The sequence below is a fragment of the Pseudomonas sp. TE6288 genome (assembly GCF_054062095.1).
In genome coordinates, this window is sequence record NZ_JBSSEW010000018.1 from 57,929 (window position 1) to 83,167 (window position 25,239).

Here is a 25,239-nt window from a genome sequence, read left to right on the forward strand (position 1 = left end):
AAATGCGTGCTGGTGCTGTTCTGCGCACTGCTGCCGGTGCTGGCGCTGATCAACATGCGCCGCCGCCAACGCGCCTTGCAGGAAGACCGCCGGCGTTACCAGGAAATTTTCGAGGGCACCGGCGTGGCCCTGTGCGTGCTCGATCTTTCGAGCCTGCCGGGGCAACTCGACCGCTACCACCTGCGCAACCGCGCCGCGCTCAAGCAGAGCCTGGCCCTGGACACCAAGCTGCGCCGCTCGCTGCTCACGGAGCTGAAGATCACCGAGATCAACCAGGTGGCCCGCCAACTGCTCAACGTCGACTGCCACGAAGGCGCCTGGCAGCGCCTGATCGATGGCAGTGGCGACGGCCGCGACAGTGTCGGCATGCAGTTGATCGACGCGTTGATCGAAGAGCGCCCGCAGCTCGAGCTGGAGGTGCGCCTGCCGGCCCCTCTGGGCGGCGAACTGCACTTGTGGCTGATGGCCCGCCTGCCACAGCAGCGTCGCGACTACCAGGCAGTGATCCTGAGCATCAGCGACATCACCAGCCGCAAGCAGGTGGAGCTGTCGCTGCTCGAACGCGAGGGCTTCTGGTCGGACGTGGTACGCACCGTGCCCGACCAACTCTACGTGCAGGACGTTGACAGCCAGCGGATGATCTTCAGCAACCGCCACCTTGGCCAGACCCTGGGTTACGACCGCGCGGAACTGGCGCAGATGGGCGACCGCTTCTGGGAGATGCTCCTGCATCCCGGCGACGCCGAGCACTACCGCGACCTGCGCCAGCAGCAGCGTGACACCGGCTACGGCCAGTCACTGCACTGCCAGCTGCGCTTCCGCCACCGCGATGGCGGCTGGCGTTGCTACGACATCCGCGAGCAGGTGCTGACCCGCGACAGTGAAGGCCTGGTCACGCGCATCATCGGCGTGGGCAAGGATGTCACCGTGCAGATCGAGGCCAGCGAGTCCCTGCGCGACAGCGAACAGCGCTACCGCATGCTCGCCGAGAGCATCAGCGACGTGATCTTCTCCACCGACAGCCAGTTGCAGCTCAACTATGTCAGCCCTTCGGTGCAGGCGGTGCTTGGCTACCAGGCCGACTGGATCTTCGCCAACGGCTGGCAGTCGATCATTGCCAACCCGGCCCAGCTCAGCGGTGTCTACAACCTGCTCGAGCGCGTCAGCCAGGTGCTGGACGACAGCACGCAATTGGCCCAGTTACGCAGCACCCTGCCCACGCAGTTGTTCCTGTTCGACTGTCTGCGCGCCGACGGCCGCAAGATCCCCATCGAGCTGCGCCTGGTGCTGGTGTGGGACGAACACGAGCGCTTCGAGGGGGTGCTCGGCGTGGGCCGCGACATCAGCCAGCAACGCCGGGCCGAAAAAGACCTGCGCATGGCCGCGACCGTGTTCGAGCACTCCACTTCGGCGATCCTCATCACCGACCCGGCCGGCTATATCGTCCAGGCTAACGAAGCGTTCACCCGCGTCAGCGGCTATGCCGTGGCCGAGGTGCTCGACCAGCTCCCCGGCATGCTCACCGTCGAGCAGCAACAGAACGCCCAGCAAGGCTACGTGCTCAAGCAACTGAGCCAGCGCGGCAGCTGGGAAGGCGAGGTCTGGCTGAAGCGGCGCAACGGCGAGCACTATCCGGCGTGGGTAGGCATCACTGCGGTGCTCGACGATGAAGGCGACCTGGCCAGCTATGTGTGCTTCTTCACCGACATCAGCGAACGCAAGGCCAGCGAGCAGCGCATCCACCGCCTGGCCTACTACGACGCCCTCACCCACCTGCCCAACCGCACGTTGTTCCAGGACCGCCTGTACACGGCCCTGCAACAGGCCGAGCGGCAGAAGGCCTGGGTAGTGCTGATGTTCCTCGACCTCGACCGCTTCAAGCCGATCAACGACTCCCTTGGCCATGCGGCGGGCGATCGCATGCTCAAGGACATGGCCGAGCGCCTGCTGGCCTGCGTCGACGACGACGACACCGTGGCGCGCATGGGCGGCGACGAATTCACCCTGCTGCTGCAGCCCAAGGCCAGCCGCGAGCAGGCGCTCAACCGCGCCATCCATGTCGCCGAGCACATCCTCGACGGGCTGGTCACTCCGTTCGTCCTGGAAAACCGCGAATTCTTCGTCACCGCCAGTATCGGCATCGCCCTGAGCCCCCAGGATGGCAGCGAGCTCAGCCAGCTGATGAAGAACGCCGACACGGCCATGTACCACGCCAAGGAGCGCGGCAAGAACAACTTCCAGTTCTACCAGGCGGACATGAACGCCAGCGCCCTGGAGCGCCTGGAGCTGGAGAGCGACCTGCGCCATGCCCTGGAGCAGAACGAGTTCATCCTCTATTATCAGCCGCAGTTCAGCGGCGACGGCAAACGCCTGACCGGTGCCGAGGCGCTGCTGCGCTGGCGTCACCCAACCCGCGGTCTGGTGCCGCCGGGCGACTTCATCCCGGTGATCGAGGAACTGGGCCTGGTGGTCGACGTCGGTGACTGGGTGCTGCGCGAGGCCTCCCGCCAGCTCAAGGCCTGGCACCAGCAGAAAGTGCGGGTACCCAAGGTGTCGGTGAACATTTCCGCCCGGCAGTTCTCCGACGGCCAGCTGGGCACGCGCATCGCCACCATCCTCGATGAAACCGGGCTGCCGCCGGCGTGCCTGGAGCTGGAACTGACCGAAAGCATCCTGATGCGCGAGGTCAACGAGGCCATGCAGATCCTCGACAGCCTGAAGAACCTGGGCCTGAGCATCGCGGTCGACGACTTCGGCACCGGCTACTCGTCGCTCAACTACCTCAAGCAGTTCCCCATCGACGTACTGAAGATCGACCGTACCTTCGTCGATGGCCTGCCCGAAGGCGAGCAGGACGCGCAGATCGCCCGAGCGATCATTGCCATGGCCCACAGCCTCAATCTTGCGGTAATCGCCGAAGGGGTTGAGACCCACGAGCAGCTGGAGTTTCTGCGCGAGCACGGTTGCGACGAGGTGCAGGGCTATCTGTTCGGCCGGCCGATGCCGGCCAACCAGTTCGAGGCACAGTTCAGCAACGAGACGTTGTTCATGTTCCAGTAGTCGCTGCGCGGACCCTTCGCCCCCACGCAGACCTCTTAAGAGCCTGGAAAAAACCGGACCTAGAAGTCAACTCCAGCCCAGTCGCCACGCGGCCTGCAACATGAAGCCCATTGGTCCGCGACTTGATGCCACTTCATATGCCAGCGGCGAATCAATCGGTTAGAATGCTCCCCCAATTCTGCCCGATCCTTGAGGACCGCCATGTTCAGCCGTGATTTGACCATTGCCAAGTACGACGCCGAGCTCTTCGAAGCCATGCAGCAAGAAGCCCTGCGCCAGGAAGAGCATATCGAGCTGATCGCTTCGGAAAACTACACCAGCCCGGCGGTCATGGAGGCCCAGGGTTCGGTTCTGACCAACAAGTACGCCGAAGGCTACCCAGGCAAGCGCTACTACGGTGGTTGCGAGTACGTCGACGTCGTCGAGCAGCTGGCCATCGACCGCGCCAAGGAGCTGTTCGGCGCCGACTACGCCAACGTCCAGCCGCACGCCGGTTCCCAGGCCAACGCCGCTGTCTACCTGGCCCTGCTGTCGGCCGGTGACACCATCCTGGGCATGAGCCTGGCCCACGGCGGCCACCTGACCCACGGTGCCAGCGTTTCCTCCTCGGGCAAGCTGTACAACGCCATCCAGTACGGCATCGACGCCAACGGCCTGATCGACTACGACGAAGTCGAGCGCCTGGCTGTCGAGCACAAGCCGAAGATGATCGTTGCCGGCTTCTCCGCCTACTCGCAAGTGCTGGATTTCCCACGCTTCCGCGAAATCGCCGACAAGGTCGGTGCCTACCTGTTCGTCGACATGGCCCACGTCGCCGGCCTGGTCGCCGCTGGCGTGTACCCGAACCCTGTGCCGTTCGCCGATGTGGTCACCACCACCACCCACAAGACCCTGCGCGGTCCACGTGGCGGCCTGATCCTGGCCCGCGCCAACGCCGACATCGAGAAGAAGCTGAACTCCGCCGTCTTCCCAGGCGCCCAGGGCGGCCCGCTGGAGCACGTCATCGCTGCCAAGGCGATCTGCTTCAAGGAAGCCCTGCAGCCTGAGTTCAAGGCCTACCAGCAACAAGTCGTGAAAAACGCCCAGGCCATGGCCAGCGTGTTCATCGAGCGTGGCTTCGACGTCGTCTCCGGCGGCACCGAGAACCACCTGTTCCTGCTGTCGCTGATCAAGCAGGAAATCTCCGGTAAGGACGCCGACGCCGCCCTGGGCAAGGCCTTCATCACCGTCAACAAGAACTCGGTGCCGAACGACCCACGTTCGCCGTTCGTCACTTCGGGCCTGCGTTTCGGCACCCCAGCCGTCACCACCCGTGGCTTCAAGGAAGCCGAGTGCCGCGAACTGGCCGGCTGGATCTGCGACATCCTGGCCGATCTGAACAACGAAGCGGTGATCGACGCCGTGCGTGAAAAGGTCAAGGCCATCTGCAAGAAGCTGCCGGTGTACGGCAACTGATTGGCAGACGCCTGAAATGAAGAAGCCCGGCCTTGTGCCGGGCTTTTTCATGTTTGTGCTTCATCGGGCTGGTGCGACATCCGGTACGAGACGTATTTCCACGCGCTGCCCCAAGGCCCTGGCTGCGCTGGCCAGTGTTGCCAAGGTCATGCCAGCGTCAGTCTGATCCAAGGCTCGATCGACCGCCGCCCGGCTGGTGTGCATACGCTCGGCCAAGGCCTTCTTGCTGATCTTTTGCTGCTTCATCGCCTGCGTCAGTTGCCAGGCGATCACCCGTTTCAGCGCAGCCGCCGTGACCTCTTCGAGGATGCCCTCTTCGGCGAGAAAATCATCGAAGTTCGAACCGATATGCGGGTTCATGTAGTTGACCTCCGTAAGCTGGCCTTGCGTTGCCTGGCCAGAGCCAGATCGGCTGAAGGCGTTTTCTGGCTTTTCTTGATGAATCCATGGAGCATGAACATCACGCCATCCATGATCGTGAACAGTACACGGGCAACGACATGCCCCATGTCGATACGGATTTCCCAAAGCCCGTGCTCCAGCTTTCTGACCAAGGGCATGCCAAGTGGCCATCCCAACTGAACGGTCTTGACTTCCATGCCAATCAGATAGCGTTCTTCACGTGCCAAGCTCTTTAGCCACTCCCTCACGGGCTCATTACCCAACGCACTACGGAAGAACTGCACATTTAGTTTTAGATCCGACGCGGCCAAGTGTACCAAAAAAAGTACCTCCTGCAAGCGGCCACCTCGACTGGCCTGATCGCTGAAACGAGGCCAAAAAAATGCCGCCTTACGGCGGCATCGAACAGTCGGCTGTATCTCAATCAGGCGTGGCTCAAAGCTTCGAAACCAGCCCGAATCCTTTCCTCCGGCCGCTCATCGGCATTGAACACCATCACGCTTTCCCGCAGCTCACCTTCCTTCCACTAGGTGTCCCAGTCGAGCCGGCTCGACTAGATCGGTCTTGCTTAGCAGCAGGCGGTCGGCGAAGTCGACCTGGACTTGGACAATGCCCAGGGTTCAGGTGCAGCTCGGCACGGGCGGCGTCGACCAAGCTGATATGCCATCGAGGATCTAGCGCTCGCGCAGCTCTTCGTCGATGAAGAAGGTCTGCGCCTACAAACCTTGAACGTAAGTGTTTAACCCTCCGCGATACACCAAGGTATCTCTGACATTCTCCTCGGAAAACTACCTCGACCAAAACACCCGACTTCGGACATACCTAAGTTTCCCTCCAATGCACACTGCTTGCTCCAAACCATTACGGGAAGTGTTTGACATGGCAGTCGCTCGAAATCGATACACCAATTACAGGAGCATGATTCAGCGGTCCGAGACGGATTGGCAGACATCGTATGCCAAGCATCTTTCCGGCTTACAGGTGCAGGTCATTGCCAGGAATCTACTTCAGGACCAGCACGGCAGGACGCTTCAACACTTCTGTACGACGTCCTATCTTGGGCTGGACTACCATCCGGATATCCTCCAAGGGGCGATCGAGGAGCTGGAAAATTCGCGCACCCTGCGTATCGCCAACTCGCGCAACCGCTGCCAGTTCCAAGTACTAGACCAATATGAGGCTGAACTGTCCGACTTATTTGGATGCGAGTCTCTAGCCACATTGTCATGCAGTGCAGCAAGCTCAGGAGTACTACCTCTTGTTGCCGCCGGCATTTTCACGAATGGTGTATCGCCCCATATGGTGTTCGACAAGTTTGCCCACTACTCCCTGAACCATGTAAAAGCAGCCTGTGCGGATGAGACCGAGATCCAGACGCTTCCCCATGATGATATGGACCAACTCGAGAGCATCTGCAGGCAACATGGAAGGGTCGCCTATATTACAGACGGCTACTACAGCATGGGCGGGACAGCACACATGGACGCCTTGTTGTATCTCAAGGAGCGCTACGGTCTGTTCTTGTACTTGGACGACTCTCATGCCCTTTCTACGGCAGGTGTTTCAGGGCAAGGCTTTGTAAGGGGTCAACTACAGGAGCTGGATGAAGGGATTATCATTGTAGCGTCCTTGGGGAAAGCATTCGCCGCAAGCGGCGGTCTGCTCATGTTGGCAAATACACGACAGAAACGTCTGGTACAAAGATATGGAGGTCCTACCAACTGGTCCCAAAGTCTCAATGCCGCTGCTATCGGTGCAGGGCGGGCATCCGTCCGACTTCACTCAAGCCCCTTGCTGAATACGCTACAGCAGCAGTTGAAAAATAATGTCGAACTGTTCGACAAGCTTTTGCCTACGCCTCATGCTGGATCAGCATCCCCCATCAGGCTAATACCGCTTGGAGAGGCTGAATACGCCATTGCTGCGTCGACCTTCCTGGCCAACAACGGCTTCCTCACTTCAGCCGTCTTCTTTCCTGTCGTACCCAAGGATGCTGCAGCGCTGCGCGTTACGCTAAGAGCAGACATGCAGCCTGGTGAAGTCGAGAGTTTCTGCCGGGGTGTCGCTGAGTATCTGAACAGCAACCCTGTCGTCGCCCCTTTACTAAACACTCAGCCATGAACAAACGGCGAATTCTCTACTTCAGTTGCTTAGCCGTACTGTTGTGCCAGTCAGGTATAACCTTCTACCTACCCATGCTCCCAACTATTGCTGATGACCTGAATGCAACAGATGAATTCGCCGCACTCAGCCTGAGCCTGTTTCTTGTGGGAATGGGGACATGCGTAATGCTGTGGGGTCGGTTGGGAGCCACTCTCGGTTCAAGCCGTATGCTGACCTGGACGCTACTCCTCTACGGCTGCTGCACATTACTGCTCGCAGTATCACCAGGTGACTGGGCATTCCTTGTCCTACGCCTGCTTCAGGGAGCGTTGGCGGGCGGTATATCAGTTGCAGCTCGCGCGTTAATGGTCGAGCAGTATGATGGCAAGGATCTGACACGAGCCTACAGCAGCCTTTCACTTTGCTTCGTACTCTCCCTCGGAGCCTCCCAGTTTATCGGGGCTATGATTGCCACACTCACGAACTGGCGGGTGGCCATGCTTGTCGTCGCGATACCTTGCGTACTAATGGCCACAGTGAAGGGGCTGAATGTAACGGCTCACCACAGGGGGCTTCCGTATCGAGCAGGTGAGAGCACCAGCCTCCATAAGCTCATTGTGCAACCGCGCTTCATTCTACCTGTGCTGGCTGGAGGCTTGGGGTACTCCATCATCGTCGTATTTAGCAGTACAGCGCCCTTGCTTCTTCAGCAGTCTTTCAATTGGTCGATGTGGGAATATGGTCTGTTGGGATGGCCAATCAGCATTGCCTATCTGCTCGGCACCCGTCTGGCCTGTAACCTTGCAACCGGTGATAATGAAATACGGATGCTTCGATATTCGAGTGCCTTGCTGTTATTTGGCGCACTCATCATGCTTATTGCATCATCACTGTTGAAGGGTGCGGCGTACGCGATCTGGCTTCCTTATTGCCTGATGCTTGTAGCTCAGGGAATTGCATACCCAGTGAGCCTGTCATTGGCTAGCAGGCAGTCAACGGGAGCTGCGTCCCCCGCCATGGCACTTATTGCTCTTGTTCATCAACTGCTGGCGGCTTTGGCGAACTTGATATCCAGCACCTTGGACACCAGTGCCGTTATGCTGGTTATGTTATGCGTTGGATTGGCATCACTCGCCTGGTTGGCGACTCGCGCCAGCCCCTGAACGCCATCGTTTCTTGCAGGCTGAATATTCTTGATAAATTGCATCAATAGCCAAATTAGGCACTGCTTGAAAAAAATGCCGCCAGCAGGCGGCATGAGCAAATCAGATACTTCTGCCCCCTTTAACTCAAGGCCTCAAACCCTGCCCGAATCTTTTCCTCCGGCAGTTCATCGCCGATGAACACCATGACACTTTCCCGCGGCTCGCCTTCCTTCCACTCGGCGTCCCAGTCGAAGCCGTACAGCTTGAGCACTCCCTGGAACACCAAACGGCGATCTTCACCTGCGATATTCAACACGCCCTTGTAGCGCAACAGCTGCTTGCCGTGCTGCTCCAGCAGCTCGTTCATGAAGTCGCTGAGCCGATCGATATCCAACGGCGTTTCGGTGCGCAGCACCAGCGTCGAAATGCGATCCGGGGTGGCGGGTTTGAGGACCGGGCGCAAGCTGGGCCCGGGGCTGATGCCCAGGTCCGGGTTGAGGTTGAACCCCCGCACATCGAGCAGCTCGGCCAAGTCGATACGCCCATGCTCGACCACGCGGATCGCCGCCCGGCCATTGATGCGCGCCAGGCGCTCGCGCAGGGCGTCGACCACCTGCGGCTCGACCAGATCGGTCTTGCTCAGCAGCAGGCGGTCGGCAAAGCCGACCTGGGCCTGGGCGATGGCCTGGGTCAGGTGCAGTTCGGCGTGGGCGGTGTCGACCAGGGTGATGATGCCATCGAGGATATAGCGCTCGCGCAGCTCTTCGTCGATGAAGAAGGTCTGTGCCACGGGTGCAGGGTCGGCGAGACCCGTGCACTCGATCACCAGGCGATCGAAGGCGATCTCGCCGGCGTCCAGGCGTTCGAGCAGCAGGTACAGGGCACGGGTCAGGTCGCCATGGATGCTGCAGCACACACAGCCGTTGGCCAGGGTCATCACCTGCACCGGTTCATCGCCCAGCAGTTGGCTGTCGATGCCTGCCTCGCTGAACTCGTTCTCGATCACGGCGAGCCTCAGGCCGTGCTCGGCCTTGAGCATATGTTTGAGCAGGGTGGTCTTGCCGGCGCCGAGAAAGCCGGTCAGCACGGTAACGGGAATCGGCGTTTGCACGCGGTTGTCTCCTGCAGCTGAAAATGAAAGTGGGAGCCCGGTTGCCCGGGCTCCCACTGGTTCATGCGTGTCGCGGGTTCAACAGCACTTGGGCCCGGACTTGCCACCATAACGCGCTTCCTGGCGCTCGCGGAAGAACGCCTCGTAGCTCATCACCGGCTTGTCCGGGTGCTTGGTCTGCATGTGCTCGACATAGTTGTCGTAATCGGGCATGCCGACCATCAGGCGGGCGGCCTGCCCCAGATACTTGCCCAGTCGACCCAGGTCGTTGAACATCGCGGCATTCCTCTCAAGCGTCAGGCAAAGCCTGGAACGGGGTTTCCTTGTCGCTGCGCTCCTTGCGGCCCCAGGCGGCATAACCGACCTTGAGGGCGAAGAACAGGATGCTGAATACCACCACCAGGAACAGGATCGTCAGGCCGGCGTTGGTGTAGGCGTTGAAGATCACATGCTGCATCTGGCCGATGTCCTTGGCAGGCGCCAGCACCTGGCCGGCGTCCAGCGCGGTGCTGTACTTCTTGGCCAGGGCCAGGAAGCCCACAGCCGGGTTCGGGTCGAACAACTTGATCAGGCCTGCGGCGGTGGTGCAGATCAGCAGCCATACCGCAGGTACCAGGGTGACCCAGATGTAGCGTTGACGCTTCATCTTGATCAGTACCACGGTGCCAAGCATCAGGGCGATACCGGCCAGCATCTGGTTGGAGATACCGAACAGCGGCCACAAGGTGTTGATCCCCCCCAGCGGATCGATCACGCCCTGGTACAGCAGGTAGCCCCACATCGCCACGCAACCGGCGGTCGCGAGCAGGTTGGCCCCCCACGACTCGGTGCGCTTGAGCGCCGGGACGAAGCTGCCCAGCAGGTCCTGTAGCATGAAGCGCCCGGCACGGGTACCGGCGTCCACGGCGGTGAGGATGAACAGTGCCTCGAACAGAATGGCGAAGTGGTACCAGAACGCCATGGTGTTCTCACCCGGCAGCACCTGGTGAAGGATTTGCGCGATACCGACCGCCAGTGTTGGCGCACCACCGGCACGAGCCAGGATGGTGTGCTCACCGATGTCACGGGCGACCGCCTCCAGTTGCTCGGGGGTAATCAGGAAGCCCCAGCTGCTGACGGTCTGCGCCACCGAGGCGACGTCGGCACCGACCACTGCGGCCGGGCTGTTCATGGCGAAGTACACGCCAGGCTCGATCACCGAGGCGGCAACCATGGCCATGATGGCGACGAACGACTCCATCAGCATGCCGCCGTAGCCGATGTAACGGGCGTTGGTTTCGTTGTCCAGCAGCTTGGGCGTGGTCCCCGAGGAGATCAGCGCGTGGAAGCCGGACACCGCGCCGCAGGCGATGGTGATGAACAGGAACGGGAACAGGGTGCCCTTCCAGACCGGGCCGGTACCGTCGGTGAACTGGGTGAGCGCCGGCATCTTCAGCTCGGGCGCGATGATCAGGATACCGATGGCCAGGCCGACGATCGTGCCGATCTTGAGGAAGGTCGACAGGTAGTCGCGCGGCGCCAGTACCAGCCACACCGGCAGCACCGCGGCGACGAAACCGTAGCCCACGAGCATCCAGGTGATCTGCACGCCAGTGAAGGTGAACGCTGGGCCCCACACCGGATCCGCGGCGATCTGGCCCCCCAGCCAGATCGACAGCAGCAGCAGGACCACGCCGACGATGGAGATTTCACCAATGCGGCCCGGACGGATGTAGCGCATGTAGATGCCCATGAACATCGCGATCGGGATGGTCGCGATCACCGTGAACATGCCCCACGGGCTCTCGGCCAGAGCCTTGACCACGATCAGCGCCAGCACCGCGAGGATGATGATCATGATCAGGAAACAACCGAACAGGGCGATGGTGCCGGGGATGCGGCCCATCTCCTCACGGACCATGTCGCCCAGCGAGCGGCCGTTGCGACGGGTGGAGAGGAACAGGACCATGAAATCCTGCACCGCGCCGGCCAGCACCACGCCGGCGATCAGCCACAGCGTGCCGGGCAGGTAGCCCATCTGCGCGGCGAGCACCGGGCCCACGAGCGGGCCCGCGCCGGCGATGGCGGCGAAGTGGTGGCCGAAGAGGATGTGCTTGTTGGTCGGGACGTAGTCCAGGCCATCGTTGTTGAGTACAGCGGGCGTGGCCCGGCGAGGATCGAGCTGCATCACCTTGGTGGCGATGAACAGGCTGTAGTAACGGTAGGCAACCAGGTAGATGGCCACTGCCGCGACGACGATCCACAAGGCATTGATCGCCTCACCACGACGCAGGGCGACCACACCCAGCGCGCAGGCCCCTACGACTGCCAGCGCCAGCCACGGAATGTGGCGTAGCAGGCTATTATTGTTGTTCATGGTTTACTTCCAGCTGGTGGATTGGAAAGACCGCCCATCGAGTCTAGGGCCAGTCAAGACGCATTGCCACACTTGCTTTGGTCTAGAGCCTCTGCGGCCAGATTGCCGTACCTGATGCACATACCAAACTCACTATAGTCAGGATGTCACCCGGAGAAACCACCATGAACGCCCACGACGAACGCCGCCGCTTCCAGCGCATCGCCTTCGATGCCCCTACCGAACTGCGCCAGGGCGAACGTCGCTGGCTGGTGAAACTGCTGGACCTGTCGCTTAAGGGCTTGCTGGTAGAGCGCCCAAGCCCCTGGGATGCCGACCCCACCCAGGACTTCGACGCGATCATCCACCTCAACGACAAGAAAACCCAGGTCAGGATGCAGGTCGAACTGCGCCACGACGAGTCCGCCCGACTGGGTTTTATCTGCCTGTTCATAGATGTCGATTCGATGACTCATCTGCACCGTCTTGTGGAATTGAACCTGGCAGACAGCACCGAAATGATGCGTGAGCTGCGCGAACTCATCGAAGATTGATATCTCTTAGCTTGCTAATGATCTGGCTGTGACAGCTTTCTTGTCCAGCCAGACAGCTTTCCTGCCTTTACCAGCCTCTTTGTACACACCCCTCTGGAACAGCCTCCCGCACGTTGGAACGTAATGTGCATCCAGGTTTAAGGCACCTTGGACGCACCCGTTACGGCGCTACAATCAAAACTTTGTATACAATTTTAGTGGCAATTATTTGCACTAGTTGTCTACAGTAGCGACACAACAATAAACAGAGAGCCTGCTCCAATGACCACGTCCCCCAGCACGTCTCCCGCCCCGCGCCCCGAGGACGAAAACCTCGGCCTCGGCGCCAACCTGGCCTACGGGCTGCAGCATGTCCTGACCATGTATGGAGGGATCGTCGCCGTACCCCTGATCCTTGGCCAGGCCGCCGGCCTGGCCCCGGCGGAGATCGGCCTGCTGATCGCTGCCTCGTTGTTCGCCGGTGGCCTTGCGACATTGCTGCAGACCCTTGGGCTGCCGTTCTTCGGCTGCCAGCTGCCATTGGTCCAGGGCGTATCGTTCGCGGGCGTGGCGACCATGGGCGCGATTCTCGGCAGCCAGGGCGGCGGTGGCCTGCCGGCGGTGCTGGGCGCGGTAATGGCAGCCTCGTTGATCGGGTTCCTGATTACTCCGGTGTTCTCGCGTATCACCAAGTTCTTCCCGCCCCTGGTGACCGGCATCGTCATCACCACCATCGGCCTCACCCTGATGCCCGTCGCGGCCCGCTGGGTGATGGGCGGCAACAGCGCATCGCCAGAGTTCGGCAGCATGGCCAACATCGGCCTGGCGGCACTGACCTTCGCCATCGTCCTGCTGCTGAGCAAGCTGGGCAGCGCGAGCATTTCGCGCCTGTCGATCCTGCTGGCGATGGTCGCCGGCACATTGATCGCCTGGTCGCTGGGCATGGCTGATTTCAGCAAGGTCACCGAAGGCCCGATCTTCGCCTTCCCCACCCCGTTCCACTTTGGCATGCCGACCTTCCACATCGCCGCGATCCTGTCGATGTGCATCGTGATCATGGTGACCCTGGTGGAAACCTCGGCGGACATCCTTGCGGTCGGTGAGATCATCGACACCAAGGTCGACTCCAAGCGCCTGGGCAACGGCCTGCGCGCCGACATGGCATCGAGCATCCTGGCGCCGATCTTCGGTTCGTTCACCCAGAGCGCCTTCGCCCAGAACGTGGGCCTGGTGGCAGTGACCGGCGTGAAGAGCCGCTATGTGGTGGCCACCGGCGGCGTGATCCTGGTGGTGCTCGGCCTGCTGCCGATCATGGGCCGGGTGATTGCGGCAGTGCCTACCCCGGTACTCGGCGGCGCCGGTATCGTGCTGTTTGGCACCGTGGCTGCCAGCGGCATCCGCACCCTGTCGAAAGTCAGCTACAAGAACAACGTCAACCTGATCATCGTCGCCGCCTCGCTGGGCTTCGGCATGATCCCGATCGCGGCGCCGAACTTCTACCACAGCTTCCCCAGCTGGTTCGAAACCATCTTCCACTCCGGCATCAGCTCGGCGGCGATCATGGCAATCCTGCTGAACCTGATGTTCAACCACTTCACCACCGGCAACTCGGAAAACCAGTCGGTGTTCGCCGCGGCCTACGAGCGCACCATCCAGTACTCCGACATCTCGGCCCTGCGTGATGGCGACTACTTCAAGGATGGCAAGCTGTTCGACGCCGAGGGCAACGAGGTACCGGTGCTGGAACTGGACGAGCACGGCAACGAGACGCCCAGGCGCAAGGCGGTTGCCGAACACTGATCGCTGACCAGGACGGTCATCGAGGGGAGCCGACGCGCATCGTCGGCTCCCTTTTTTGTCTGGGCAGATGCGTGGAAGCAAGCCCGCTCCCACAATCGCTCTAGCCGTGCGCCACGAAGTACCGATTCAACACATTCAGGTCCCCGGCCTCCAGCACCCCCGCCAGATAGCGCAGCTGCAACCAGGCCCGCAGGTACTCATGCCGTGCCTGGGCCAGGTCGCGCCGGGCACCGAACAACTGTTGCTCGGCATCCAGTACATCGAGGTTGACCCGCTCACCGCCTTGAACACTCTTGCGCGTGGCCTGCACCAAGGCTGTGGCCGCCTTGACCGCCAGGTCGTAGGCGCGGATCTTCGCCGTGCCACTGGCGCACAGGTTGAACTGTCGACGCAACTGGTTGACCGTGTCGCGCAGTTGCGCATCCAGCTCGAAGCCCGCGGCATCCCGCTGGGCCCGGGCCTGGCGCACCGACGCGGACACGCCGCCACCGGCGAACAGCGGCACGTTCAACTGCACGCCGATGCTGTCGGTGTCGTAGCGCTGGTTATAGCTGCTCTCGGAGCTGGAGCTGGATATACCCTTGCTGGCATAGGCACTCAACGAGGGCAGATGACCGGCCCGCTGACGCTCGATGTTCTGCTCGGCGACCTCCAGCCCATGGCGCTGGCTGGCCAGCTCGGCGTTGCGGGCAACAGCCAGGTCGCGCCAGGGCTCGAAACGCGCGGGCGTCAGTGGCTGGACGCGAAAATCTACGGTCATCGGCGCCAGGTCATCGACCTCTACCGGCTCGCCGATGATCGCCTGTAACGCCCGTAACGCCGCATCGAGATTGTCGCCTGCCTCGATCTCCTGGGCCTGGGCCAACTCGTAGCGGGCCTGGGTCTCGAGCACATCGGTGCGGGTACCCTCGCCACCTTTGACCAGTTGTTCGTTGAGCGTCAGTTGTTCGGCAAAGGTACGCCGCTGGGCCTGGGCCAGGGCGATCTGTTCATTGGCGAACAGCGCTTCGCTGTAGGCGCCGAACAGCCGCACCATCAGTTCCTGGCCACGACCACGGTAGCGTTCGTCGGCCAGCGCGGCCTGGGCCACGCCACGGCGGTAGTCACTCCAGGCGGCATAGTCGAACAGCGGCTGCTCGAGGGTCAGGGTCGAGCTGTAGCTGCGGTAATCGCGTTGGGTGGTCACATCGCCGAACTGGCTGCGCTGGGTTACCTCCGAGTCGTTGCGGGCACGGTTGTAGCGGTACGACAGCCTCGGCAGCAGACCAGCGCGGCCGATCGCCCGGTTTTCGAGCCCGGCCTCACGCTCGGCGATCGAACCCTGCCAGGTTGGGTCGTTGCGCAGGGCCAGGGCATAGGCATCGCCCAGGTCCAGGGCCTGCGCCGAGAGACTGGTGAGCAGCAGCAACAGGCCTGCGAAACGCAAAGATACCGGCATCACCCTTACTCCTCCGCCAGGGCAACGTGTACCCGGTCAGCCAAAGGCTTGAACAGGTAATTGAGCATCGAGCGTTCGCCGGTACGAACGAAGGCCTCCACTGGCATGCCAGGGCGAATATCCAGGCCCGCCAGTTGCCCAAGGCCCTGCTCGCTGACCTTAATACGTACCTGGTAGTAGGGCTGATGGGTCTTCTCGTCCACCAGGCGGTCTGCCGAAACCAGGGTCACCTCGCCGTCCACCCGTGGCGTGGTGCTCTGGTTGAACGCCACGAACATCAGCTCCACCGGCAAGCCGGGGCGCAGGCGATCGATCATCTCCACCGAGGCCCGCGCATCGACCAGCAAAGGCGCATCGCGCGGCACGATCTCCATCAGTTGCTGGCCGCGGGCGATGACCCCGCCATTGGTGAACACACTGAGGCCGACCACCGTACCGGCCACCGGGGCCCGCACCTGGGCATGGGCCAGCTCGAATTCGGCGCTGCGCAGGCGGTTGCCCAGGTCCTCGGCGCTGGCCTGCAGCTCGGCGAGCTGCTGGCGCACCTCGTTCTGGTACTCCTGCTGGCGTTGGCCGATGCGCAGCTTCAGCTCCAGCACCTGGCGCCGGGTGCGGCCGATGTTGCCGAGGTCCTCGGCGATCGAGCCATTGACCTGGGCCAGCAGGCGCTCGCTGTCGAGCAAGCGATTGCGGGCGATATAGCCGTCCCGCGCCAGCTCGCGCAGGCCGCGCAACTGCTCGTCCAGTGCATCGCGCTGGGCCTGCTTGCTGGCCAGCGAACCCTGCAGCCCCTGCAGCGAGGCTTCGGCTCCGGCAATGCTCTCGCGCAGGCCGCCGAGCTCCATGTCCAGCGCCTGGGCCCGGCTGCCACGCAGCTGGCGCTGCCCTTCCAGCACCGTGGCCACCCAGGGGAGGTTCGCCTGGGCCTGCAGGTCTTCGGGATAGGCAAGCGTCGCCCGACCATCGCGCTCGGCCAACAGGCGCGCTTCCCCGGCGCGGGCGTTGACGTACTGCACCCGCAACGAGCCGACCTGGGCCTGGGCCTGGGTCGCGTCCATGCGCAGCAACACCTGGCCGGCGTTCACCGTGTCACCGTCACGCACCAGCAACTGCTCGATCACCCCACCCGTGGGGTGCTGCACGGCCTGGCGGCTACCGGCGACCATCACGCTGCCGCTGACCGGCACGCCCTTGTCCAAGGGCGCCAGCGCGGCCCACAGCAGAAATCCGCCGAAACCTGCCATCACCAGCCAGCGGCCGACACGGCCCGGCCGGTGTTCATCGAGGCTGAGCAGGCTTGCCTCGGTCTTTTGCGTGGAGAGGGCGTGTACGCTCATGAAGTCAGGCTCTTGGCTGGCCGAACGTGACGTTCAGGCCGATGGGGTTGCGGGCGGTGGAGGGGGCGACGGGGGCGGGCCGAGCAGCCCGTTGGGCGTCCTGCAGTACCCTGGCGGTGGGGCCGAAGGCCTGCAACTGGCCGCCCTTGAGCATCAACAGGTTGTCCAGACCGGCCAGCAGCGAGGACTTGTGGGTGATCAGGATCAGCGTGCGCTTGTACTCGCGCAGCCTGGCAATGGCCTCGACCAGCGCCCGCTCACCGGCCTCATCGAGGTTGGAGTTGGGTTCGTCGAGCACGATCAGCGCCGGCAGCCCGTACAGCGCGCGTGCCAGGCCGATGCGCTGGCGCTGGCCACCGGAAAGCCCCATGCCGCCCTCCCCCAGCAGCGTGTCATAGCCATCCGGCAAGGCGAGGATCATGTCGTGCACGCCCGCCAGCTGCGCCGCAGCGACCACCTGCTGGGCGTCGACAAGGCCCAGGCGGGCGATGTTGTCGGCAATGCTGCCGGCGAACAGCTGCACATCCTGCGGCAGGTAGCCGATATGCTGGCCCAGCGCGCCACGGTCCCAGGTCCGCAGGTCGGCGCCGTCCAGGCGCACCTTGCCAGTGATCGGCGCGCCGGAGCCGACCAGCAGCCGCGCCAGGGTCGACTTGCCCGACCCCGAAGGGCCGATGATCCCCAGCGACTCGCCCGCCGGCAGTTCGAAACCCAAGTTGTTCAGGCACAGGCGACTGCTGCCCGGTTGCGTCGCACCCACCTGCTCGACGGTGAGTTTGCCCAGCGGTGCCGGCAGCGGCATGCCCGCCGGCCGCGGCGGCTGGGCCTGCAGCAACTCGCTCAGACGCTGATAGGCCAGGCGCGCACCGCTCCATTGACGCCAGGCACCGATCAACTGGTCGATCGGCGCCAGCACGCGGGCCATGAGGATGGAGCCTGCGATCATCATCCCTGGGGTGATCAACTGTTCGATGGCCAGCCAGGCGCCCAGCCCGAGCACCAGCGACTGCAAGGCCAGGCGCACGGTCTTGGTCAGCGCGGTGACCGCCGCGGTACGCTCGCTGCCCAGGTTCTGCCGGGCCAGAAACCCATGATGCAACCGTGCCCAGCGCTGGCGCACGGCGCCGAGCATGCCCATGGCCTCGATCACTTCGGCATTGCGCAGGTTGGCGCTGGCCTCCAGGCCCGCCTGCTGCGACAGTTGCCCGGCTTGTGCAAACGGCGCCTGGGTCATGCGCTCGTTGACCCACGCCAGCACCGTCAGCAACACCGCGCCCGCCAGCGCCATCAGGCCCAGCCACGGGCTGAACATGAACATCACCAACAGGTACACCGGGAACCACGGCGCATCGAAGAAGGCGAACAACGCCTGGCCGGTGGCGAACTGGCGCAGCGCGGTCAGATCGGCGAGCATCTGCCCCGCCGCACCTTTGTGCCCGGCCAGGCTGGCCTCGTAGGCCGCCTCGAACACCCGCGGGTTGAGGTCCATGTCCATGCGCGTGCCCAGGCGGATCACCACCTGGCTGCGCAGCCACTCCAGCAGCCCCATGAAGGCGAACACCCCGAGCACCATGAGGCTGAGCATCAACAGGGTCATCTCGTTGCGCGACGACAAAACCCGGTCATAGACCTGCAGCATGTACAGCGCCGGCGCCAGCATCAGCACATTGATCACCGCGGTGAACAACGCGACGTTGCCAAGCCCGGCACGGCAGGCCTTGAGCGCCCGCAGCACTTCATTGGCCGCGGCGGGAGCAGTTCGCATTTGTTGGAAACCTCGTAGAAGGCGCCGACAGGCGATTGCATTCGCGCCATCGTCGCCACAGAATTCGCACCGCCGCAGCCTGGGCCCGGCAAAGACACGGGCTGCGGGGTAAGTGCATCAGATCAGCGAATGGCAGGGTGACCTTCCATTCGCTTTTTCATGCCTGCGCTCAGGCCGCCAGGGCCAGGTCCTCAGGCAGCGCCTGCACGCCGACCGCTTCGGCGGAGGCCGCGTGAGCGGGGCCTGCGGCCAGGGCCGCGCCGATCTCGGCGAAGGTGCTGTTGGTGGACACGCCAAAACCGGCCAGCAGGTTGTCGAGCACGCCCTCCAGGGCCGAGGTGTTGCCCTGCATCAAGCCGTAGATCACGCTCTGCACTTCGTTGCCGGCACGACCTGCGCCCTGCGCGGCATCCAGGTCAAGGCCGTTGAAGCTGACCACGTAGTTGCCCAGGGTGAAGTCGCTGCCGCTGCCGCCGCCGAGCACTTCGCCCAGGGAAACGTTGTCGAGCGAACCCCACAGGTAGTGATTGAGGTTGTCGCCCGGTGCCTTCGATGGGTCGAACACGTAGTGCAGGCCGTTGGCGCTGTCGCTGTCGGCAATGAAGGCGTAATCCGAGCTGTTGCGACCGTGGGTGGCGTATTGGTCGCCGTCGAAAGTGCCGTTGCTGAAGCCGCCGGTGTTGCTGTAGCCGTGGCCGGCGGTGACGAAGCCGGCGCTCCAGAAGGCCAGGTAATCGTCAACGGTGGAGCTGGCGAAAGCGGCGTCGTAGTTAACGGAAAGGGTCATGACAGTTCCTCGTTGTTGCACAGTTATGACGAAGGCGTGTTCCGTGCCTTCGCGTCGCCCGAATGGGCAAACCCGGTTGAATCAGAAGCGGTACTCGAGCATGCCGCTCAAGGTGCGACCACGGGCCAGCGACAGGTTGTTGCCGTCGCCCATCGCCACGAAGTAGGCCTCATCGGTGGCGTTTTCCAGGGAAAGGGCCAGGTTCAGGCTGGGAGTCATCCAGTAGCTTGCGTACAGGTCATAGACGGTGTACTGGGGCCACTGGGCCTGATCGATCTGGTTGTAGGTATGGCTCTTGAGGTTTTCGCCATTGCCTTCGCTGTAGCGCACACGCATGCCTACATCCAGGGAGCGATCGAGCAGGCGCATGCCCAAGGTCAGCGCACCGCGGTCTGCAGGCATATAGGAAGCGTTGCCCATGATGTCGCCGCAGCTGACGATGTTGTTGGTGTCTGCGGCACCCTCGGCGCGTGATACCCGCACCGGCAGCATGATGATGCGGCTGCCCACACGGACCGGGCGCATGACGGTGCCGGCACTGACCAGCCGCTGTGCGCCGCCCATGTAGAACTGGTTGGAGCAGAACTCGTTGCTGCCGATCATGTGGGTGTAGCTGAGCTGCCCGTAGTAGGCGCCGGCGTCGTAATCCAGGCTGTATTCCACGCCGCGAAAGCGCGTGGTCTCCAGGTTGTTCTGGTAGGCCGAGCGACCCAGCGCGATACCCGCCACGCTGCTGCCGGGCAACGAGACATTGGTGTCGAGAAACGAGAAGTTGTCGATGCGCGTGTCGAAGTAGGCGACCTTGGCGCCGAACCGATCGCCGTCGCGCAGCAGCGACTCCTTGAAAATGTTCAGCCCCAACTCCCAGTTGTGCGATTCCTCGGCCTTGAGAAACGGGTTGGGATAGACCATCTCGGCACTGCCGCCGGCATGCGGGCGGCCGCTCATGAACACCTCGGTCACCGCCGGCGGACGCCAGCCACGGCCCCAGCGGGTGTAGACCTGCAACCAGTCCGGCCCTGGCTTGACCGCAATACCGAAGGTTGGCGAGAAACGGCCTTCCTCCGTCTGCTCGTCGAAGATCATGTGGGTCTGCTGGCGCGAAAGGCTGACCTCGGTGACCCCCTCGGGGTACATCCAGGTGGTGACGCCGGTCTTGCCGCTCAGCCGGTAGCGGTCATAACGCAAACCAGCATCCAGGCTGAGCCAGTCGTCATGCTCGTAGGTGAGATTGCCGAACAGGCTGGCCATGATCCGCTTACCCTTGGGATTGGCACCTTGCACATAGGGCAGCGATTCCACTTCGTTCTGGGCGGCGACACGGTCCGTGCTGGGACGGAAACTGTCCTGGAACAGCTCGGTGCCGTAGTTGAAACTCAAGGTGTCGACTTGCCCGAAGTGCCAGCGCGAGGTGTTCTGCACCTGCAGCCCCCAGGTGTCGGTCTGGAAGCGGTCGGTATAGGCCTCGACACGGTTGCCGGTACCCACGCTGGACATGTTGTCGGCGTTCCAGCGGTCCTGGCGGGTGGTTACGTAATAAAGCTTGGCCTTGAAATCGATCAGGTCGTTGTCGGGCGAGAAGCTGTAGTCGACTGCAGCGTTCTTCGCATTGATGTCATTGGTCCCGGTGACCCGGTAGTAATAGCGGTTACTGTTGCTGTCGTTGTAGGTCCAGGCATCCTTGCTGTCGGCATCGGTCTCGAAGTAGCTGAACTGCAGGCGCTGATGCTCAGGCAGGTTGATGCCGAACTTGAACAGTTGGGAGCGGGTGATGCTGTCCATCGCCCCGACTTCACCGTGCAGCCAGCTCTTCCAGGCCTCGCGATTCTCCAGCTTGCCGCGGATCTGCGTGCCCAGGTTGTCGGCATTCTGCGTGCCGCTGCGGTAGTCGCCGAAGTGCCGCTCGCTGTAGCCGACGAGGATGTCGCCTATCTCGTTGCCGGCAGCAAACAGCGCACTGCCGTTGAAGTACGTGCCATTGCCCAGCTCGCCGATTCCATGGCCGGCGCGCAGGCGACCGCCTACTTCCTTGCCGGCGCCCAGCAGGTCACGGGCCTCGACGGTATTGAAACTGGCGATGCCACCGATCACCCCGGCGCCCCCCATGCCGGCAGAGGTGCCCTTGTCAATTTCCACGCCCTGGATGAACTCCGGGTCGATGAACATCGTGCCGTTGCGCTGCTGGTGGCCGTTGACACTGAAGTTCTGGCGCATGCCATCGATGTTCATGTTGACTCGGCCATAATCCTGCACGCCGCGGATGTTCACCGACAGCCCGGGGTCGCGCTGGTTGACCGCTGTGTACACCCCGGCAGTCTGCTCGAGCAGGTCGGCAGCGTGGCGCGGCGGGCGTTTGTCGATCTGCTCGCGGGTGATCACGCTGACCGAGCGAGGCGTCTGGTAGACCCAGTCGCCGTCACGCATCGAGTCAATATGGGTGGCGCCCAGTTCCATGACCTGGCCACCCTCCGCCAGGCGCTCCAGGCCTACTTGGCCCGGAGCACTGAAGCGATAGCGTACGGGCATGCCGCGCAGTAACCGGTGCAACCCCTCTTCGACGCTGTAGCCGCCGTGCAGGCCTTCGCTTTGCAAGCCAGCCAGGGTTCGGCTGTCGAAGAACACCTGCACCCCGGACTGCTCGGCATAGGCCAGGACGGCACTGTCGAGGGCCTGGGCAGGGATGTCGAACTGAATGACGGTGTGCCTGGCGCTGCTGGCGGCGGTAGCAGCCTGCACCATGCCGATCCCCATCGGCAGGGTGCAGGTGCCCAGGGCCAGGCTGCCGGCAAGGGCGATGCGGCTCAGAGGCCGGAGGGGTCGAGTTGATTGCGTGCTCACTGCGCGTCTCGTCTGTTGGCGTTTTCTAGTAATGAAAATCAATCTCAACAGTCAGACGAGCAACGCGGGAAAACTCAGTAACACCAGATGAAAGTTTTTGCGAAAGACTCAGTAGATCACGGTCAAACCCGGTAACTGCAGGCGCTTGGCCTTCAGCTCGCGGGTAAGGGTATCGGCGGCGACGGCCAGGTTGTCGAGGCGGAACACCCCGCTCACTTCCCGCTGCGCCAGCGTGCCATCGACCACCATCAGGCGGCCATCGCGATAACGGTTCAGGCGCTCGACCACCTCGGCCAGAGGCTGGCGCTCGAACACCAGCACACCTCGCTGCCAGTCGGTGGCGCGCTGCAGATCGTGGCCACTCCATGGCCGGATACCCTGGGCCTGGTCGTAGCGCACTGCCTGCCCCTCCTGCAGGAGTTGATGGGCGGCCCCCTGGGTCGGCGCCGTTTGCAGGCGCACGTCGACACTGTGCTCGAGCATGCCCACCCAGCCGCCATCACCCGCCTTGCCCACCACGAATCGGGTGCCCAGTGCCTGGCTGGTGGCACCGGCATATTCGACCACGAAGGGCCGCGGCTCATCCGCGCTGACCGGCGCCGCACTGAACACCGCCTCCCCCGCCAGCAGGCGCACCCGACGCTGCCGACCATCGAAGTCGAGCTGTACGGCACTGCCGCTGTCCAGATCGACCTGGCTGCCATCGGGTAGGCTGACGCGGCGCACTTCGCCAGCCGCAGCGTAGTCGGCACGCCAGTCGAGCAGTAATCGAGGGCCTTGTTCGACACCCAGGATTGCCAACAGCAGCAACGCACTGCTGGCCACCGCCCAGCGCAGCCGCGTCGGCCGACGCCGGCCACGCGGACGCTCGGCCCGGGCTACTGGCGCCCGGTGCGGCGTTGTCGGTGCCAGGCTCGCCACCTGCCCGAGATCGGCCCAGGTCGCCTGGGCGAAGGCATAGGCCCGTGCATGGCGCGGATCGCTGCCGCACCATTGCGCCAACGCCAGCTGCTGCGCCGGGCTCAGGGGGCCGCCCCCTTCCAGCACCACCCACTCGGCGGCCTGCTCGCGGATGGCTTGCTCGTTCTGGCTGCTCACACGGTTCTCTCGCGATCTGGTTATGTCTGGGCTGACGTCTGAAGCGGCATTTGTCAGTAAACCGTTGGTCATTCGGTTTCCTGCAGGCACTGCATCACATAGGCCAGGGCCTTGGCCAGATGCTTTTGCACCGAGCTGTCGGAGATCCCCAGTTGCCGGGCAACCTCGGCATGGGTCATGCCTTCCAGGCGGTTGAGGCGGAAGATTTCCCGGGTGCGCTCGGGCAACTCGCCAAGGATCGTCTGCAGGCGACGCAGGTGCTGCTCGCGCACGGCTTGCTCCTCGAGCCCGGGGCCATCCTCGACGAGCGCCTCGAAAGCCTCGTGGGGCACCGTGTCGGTCTTGCGCCTTTGCTGCTGACGAACGTGATCGATCATCAGGTTGTGCGCGGTGCGATAAAGGTACGCCTGGGCGTTGTCGATGGTCTCGGTACGCTGCTGCTCGGCCAGGCGCAGGAAACTGTCCTGCACAAGGTCAGCGGCCAGCTGTGGGTCGCGCACCTTGCGCGAGAGCAGGCCTTGAAGGTTTTTCGCGTGCTTGAGAAACAGCCGCTTGAGGTCTAACTCCGCCACACGCGCTCCATGAGGTGGTCGCAAGGTGGCGGTATGCTACTCGTTATTGAGAATCACTTACAAGAAAATGACCTACTCGAATAGTGCATCCAGCGCTTGTTCCAGACGGGTCACGGCAATCACCTGCAACCCGGCGGGAGCCTCTTTCGGTGCGTTGCCCTTGGGCACGATGGCACGCTTGAAGCCATGCTTGGCCGCCTCCTTCAGACGCTCCTGGCCACTGGGCACCGGGCGCACTTCGCCCGACAGGCCGATCTCGCCGAACACCAGCAGGCCATGGGCCAACGGCCGGTTGCGCAGGCTGGACATCACCGCCGCCAGCAACGCGAGGTCGGAGGCAGTCTCGAGCACCTTCACGCCCCCCACGACGTTGAGGAACACGTCCTGGTCGTGGGTGGGGATGCCACCGTGCCGGTGCAGCACCGCCAGCAGCATGGCCAGGCGATTCTGGTCCAGGCCCAGGGTTACCCGCCGTGGGTTGGCCAGGTGGCTGTCGTCGACCAGCGCCTGGACTTCCACCAACATCGGCCGGGTGCCCTCCCAGGTAGCCATGACCACGCTGCCGGGCACCTCTTCCTGGGTGCGGTTGAGGAAGATCGCCGACGGATTGGAGACTTCCTTGAGGCCGCGGTCGGTCATGCCGAACACGCCCAGTTCGTTGACCGCGCCAAAGCGGTTTTTCACTGCGCGCAGCAGGCGCAGGCGGCCATCGGACTCGCCCTCGAAATACAGCACGGTGTCGACCATGTGCTCGAGCACCCGTGGACCGGCCAACGAGCCCTCCTTGGTGACGTGGCCGACCAGGAAGATCGCCGTGCCGCTCTGCTTGGCGTAGCGCACCAGCAATGCCGTGCTCTCGCGCACCTGGGCCACGCCACCCGGCGCCGACTGCAGTTGTTCGGTGAAGATGGTCTGGATCGAGTCGATCACCATCACCCGCGGCTTTTCCTGGCGCGCGGTGGCGATGATGGTCTCGATGCAGGTTTCGGTCATGACCTTGAGCTGGTCCTGGGGCAGGCCCAGGCGCCGGGAACGCATGGCCACCTGCTGCTGCGACTCCTCGCCGGTGACATACAGCGCCGGCATCTGCACGGCGATGTTGCACAGGGTCTGCAGGAGGATGGTCGATTTGCCGATACCCGGATCGCCCCCGATCAGCACCACCGATCCATCCACCAGGCCGCCGCCCAGCACACGGTCGAGTTCGGTGCTGCTGGTGGTGAAGCGCGGGATCTCCTCGACGCTCACTTCGGCCAGGGTCTTGATCTGCGCCTGCTGCCCGGTCCAGCCGGTGCGCCCGCTCGGTGCCGCGGCGCCGCCGCTTTCGATCATGCTCTCGACCAGGGTGTTCCAGGCCCCGCACTCGCCACACTGCCCGGCCCACTTGGGGAAGGTCGCGCCGCACTCGGTGCAGCCATACAAACGCTTGGCCTTGGCCATGGGCTGGGTCTCCTGGAAAA

The 25,239-nt window shown here is 63.1% G+C and carries 18 protein-coding genes and 2 pseudogenes; 6 read left to right on the forward strand and 14 right to left on the reverse strand.

The window, feature by feature from the left end; all coding sequences use genetic code 11:
- Positions 1-75: 75 nt before the first annotated feature.
- Positions 76-3,060, forward strand: a pseudogene (locus ACVWY1_RS19665) (EAL domain-containing protein); the annotation flags it as partial.
- A gap of 201 nt (positions 3,061-3,261) precedes the next feature.
- Positions 3,262-4,515 (forward strand): serine hydroxymethyltransferase, encoded by a 1,254-nt coding sequence (glyA, locus tag ACVWY1_RS19670; RefSeq protein WP_094010328.1) that lies wholly within the window; start codon positions 3,262-3,264, stop codon positions 4,513-4,515.
- Positions 4,516-4,575: 60 nt separating this feature from the next.
- On the opposite strand, the gene ACVWY1_RS19675 is transcribed toward glyA, so the two are convergent.
- From ACVWY1_RS19675 to ACVWY1_RS19685, 3 genes and pseudogenes are all read right to left on the reverse strand, one after another.
- A complete protein-coding gene (locus ACVWY1_RS19675) occupies positions 4,576-4,875 on the reverse strand; it encodes a helix-turn-helix domain-containing protein (RefSeq protein ID WP_094010329.1) in 300 nt (99 codons plus the stop codon).
- The gene (locus tag ACVWY1_RS19680) at positions 4,872-5,228 is read right to left on the reverse strand and encodes a type II toxin-antitoxin system RelE/ParE family toxin (RefSeq protein ID WP_457378672.1); all 357 of its coding nucleotides are present in this window, start codon (positions 5,226-5,228) and stop codon (positions 4,872-4,874) included. Before ACVWY1_RS19680 ends, ACVWY1_RS19675 begins: the two co-directional genes overlap by 4 nt.
- 210 nt (positions 5,229-5,438) lie before the next feature.
- Positions 5,439-5,633: pseudogene (locus tag ACVWY1_RS19685) on the reverse strand (GTP-binding protein); the annotation flags it as partial.
- 154 nt (positions 5,634-5,787) lie between these two features.
- On the opposite strand from ACVWY1_RS19685, the gene ACVWY1_RS19690 reads away from it, so the two are divergent.
- Together ACVWY1_RS19690 and ACVWY1_RS19695 are read left to right on the forward strand one after the other, a co-directional pair.
- A complete protein-coding gene (locus ACVWY1_RS19690; protein ID WP_431197017.1) occupies positions 5,788-7,038 on the forward strand; it encodes an aminotransferase class I/II-fold pyridoxal phosphate-dependent enzyme in 1,251 nt (416 codons plus the stop codon).
- The gene (locus ACVWY1_RS19695; protein ID WP_277502810.1) at positions 7,035-8,183 is read left to right on the forward strand and encodes an MFS transporter; all 1,149 of its coding nucleotides are present in this window, start codon (positions 7,035-7,037) and stop codon (positions 8,181-8,183) included. Before ACVWY1_RS19690 ends, ACVWY1_RS19695 begins: the two co-directional genes overlap by 4 nt.
- A gap of 121 nt (positions 8,184-8,304) precedes the next feature.
- Here the strand turns inward: ACVWY1_RS19695 and yjiA are convergent, their stop codons facing one another.
- From yjiA to ACVWY1_RS19710, 3 genes are all read right to left on the reverse strand, one after another.
- Positions 8,305-9,276 (reverse strand): GTPase, encoded by a 972-nt coding sequence (yjiA, locus tag ACVWY1_RS19700; RefSeq protein WP_139668525.1) that lies wholly within the window; start codon positions 9,274-9,276, stop codon positions 8,305-8,307.
- Positions 9,277-9,354: 78 nt separating this feature from the next.
- Complete coding sequence (locus tag ACVWY1_RS19705) at positions 9,355-9,552, reverse strand: YbdD/YjiX family protein (protein WP_008094130.1); 198 nt, start codon at positions 9,550-9,552, stop codon at positions 9,355-9,357.
- 13 nt (positions 9,553-9,565) lie between these two features.
- Positions 9,566-11,632, reverse strand: coding sequence for a carbon starvation CstA family protein (locus ACVWY1_RS19710; RefSeq protein ID WP_102683875.1), 2,067 nt, complete (start codon positions 11,630-11,632; stop codon positions 9,566-9,568).
- 164 nt (positions 11,633-11,796) lie between these two features.
- Between ACVWY1_RS19710 and ACVWY1_RS19715 the strand changes: the two genes are divergently transcribed.
- Both ACVWY1_RS19715 and ACVWY1_RS19720 read left to right on the forward strand, forming a co-directional pair.
- Complete coding sequence (locus ACVWY1_RS19715) at positions 11,797-12,165, forward strand: PilZ domain-containing protein (protein WP_102683876.1); 369 nt, start codon at positions 11,797-11,799, stop codon at positions 12,163-12,165.
- A 261-nt stretch (positions 12,166-12,426) separates the two neighbouring features.
- On the forward strand, positions 12,427-13,944 hold the full coding sequence (locus ACVWY1_RS19720) for a nucleobase:cation symporter-2 family protein (RefSeq protein WP_023630301.1): 1,518 nt from the start codon (positions 12,427-12,429) through the stop codon (positions 13,942-13,944).
- 100 nt (positions 13,945-14,044) lie between these two features.
- Here ACVWY1_RS19720 and ACVWY1_RS19725 read toward each other — a convergent pair whose 3' ends face one another.
- The 8 genes from ACVWY1_RS19725 to radA all read right to left on the reverse strand — a co-directional run bounded on the left by ACVWY1_RS19725 (position 14,045) and on the right by radA (position 25,219).
- Positions 14,045-15,382: a TolC family outer membrane protein gene (locus ACVWY1_RS19725; protein ID WP_457378663.1), complete on the reverse strand. Its 1,338-nt coding sequence runs from the start codon at positions 15,380-15,382 to the stop codon at positions 14,045-14,047.
- Between the two features lie 5 nt (positions 15,383-15,387).
- Positions 15,388-16,719 (reverse strand): HlyD family type I secretion periplasmic adaptor subunit, encoded by a 1,332-nt coding sequence (locus tag ACVWY1_RS19730; RefSeq protein WP_457378664.1) that lies wholly within the window; start codon positions 16,717-16,719, stop codon positions 15,388-15,390.
- Between the two features lie 4 nt (positions 16,720-16,723).
- Positions 16,724-18,484: a type I secretion system permease/ATPase gene (locus tag ACVWY1_RS19735; RefSeq protein WP_457378665.1), complete on the reverse strand. Its 1,761-nt coding sequence runs from the start codon at positions 18,482-18,484 to the stop codon at positions 16,724-16,726.
- Positions 18,485-18,653: 169 nt separating this feature from the next.
- Positions 18,654-19,271, reverse strand: coding sequence for a heme acquisition protein HasA (locus ACVWY1_RS19740; protein WP_102684544.1), 618 nt, complete (start codon positions 19,269-19,271; stop codon positions 18,654-18,656).
- An 81-nt stretch (positions 19,272-19,352) separates the two neighbouring features.
- Positions 19,353-22,022: a TonB-dependent hemoglobin/transferrin/lactoferrin family receptor gene (locus tag ACVWY1_RS19745; protein WP_457378673.1), complete on the reverse strand. Its 2,670-nt coding sequence runs from the start codon at positions 22,020-22,022 to the stop codon at positions 19,353-19,355.
- Positions 22,023-22,217: 195 nt separating this feature from the next.
- Complete coding sequence (locus ACVWY1_RS19750) at positions 22,218-23,207, reverse strand: FecR family protein (RefSeq protein ID WP_277502771.1); 990 nt, start codon at positions 23,205-23,207, stop codon at positions 22,218-22,220.
- 68 nt (positions 23,208-23,275) lie between these two features.
- Positions 23,276-23,779 carry an RNA polymerase sigma factor gene (locus ACVWY1_RS19755; RefSeq protein ID WP_102684547.1) on the reverse strand — a complete coding sequence of 168 codons (504 nt, stop codon included), beginning with the start codon at positions 23,777-23,779 and terminating at the stop codon, positions 23,276-23,278.
- 72 nt (positions 23,780-23,851) lie between these two features.
- On the reverse strand, positions 23,852-25,219 hold the full coding sequence (gene radA, locus ACVWY1_RS19760; RefSeq protein ID WP_046857208.1) for a DNA repair protein RadA: 1,368 nt from the start codon (positions 25,217-25,219) through the stop codon (positions 23,852-23,854).
- Positions 25,220-25,239: the final 20 nt, after the last annotated feature.